The sequence below is a fragment of the Psychrobacter sp. TB20-MNA-CIBAN-0197 genome (assembly GCF_040309765.1).
In the GTDB taxonomy this organism is placed as follows: Bacteria; Pseudomonadota; Gammaproteobacteria; order Pseudomonadales; family Moraxellaceae; genus Psychrobacter; species Psychrobacter submarinus.
In genome coordinates, this window is sequence record NZ_JBEOPC010000905.1 from 1 (window position 1) to 258 (window position 258).

General features: G+C 55.8%; 1 protein-coding gene. It reads left to right on the plus strand.

Going from position 1 to position 258, the window contains the following annotated elements; genetic code table 11:
* The coding region (locus AAEY83_RS16490; protein ID WP_351060787.1) for a DUF3010 family protein at positions 1–244 on the plus strand (244 nt) is incomplete at its 5' end.
* Positions 245–258 lie beyond the last annotated feature (14 nt).

The window sequence follows — 258 nt, forward strand, 5'->3', positions numbered from 1 at the left end:
GGAGAATTCGGTGGACCGGATCGCGATCAAGAAGCGTAGCAAAAAGGGCGAGTTTGCCGGTGGGCCGACGACGTTCAAGATCGAGGGCGTGTTTCAGTTGCTGGATGGTTGTGAGGTGACGCTGCTGTCGCCGCAGACGATCAATGCCCAGGCCAAGAAGCACAACTTTGAACTGCCGGGGACGTTGAACAAATATCAGCATGAGGCTTACAAGGCGGCGTGTTCGGCGTTGGTGAAGAAATAGCCCTCTCTCAGACG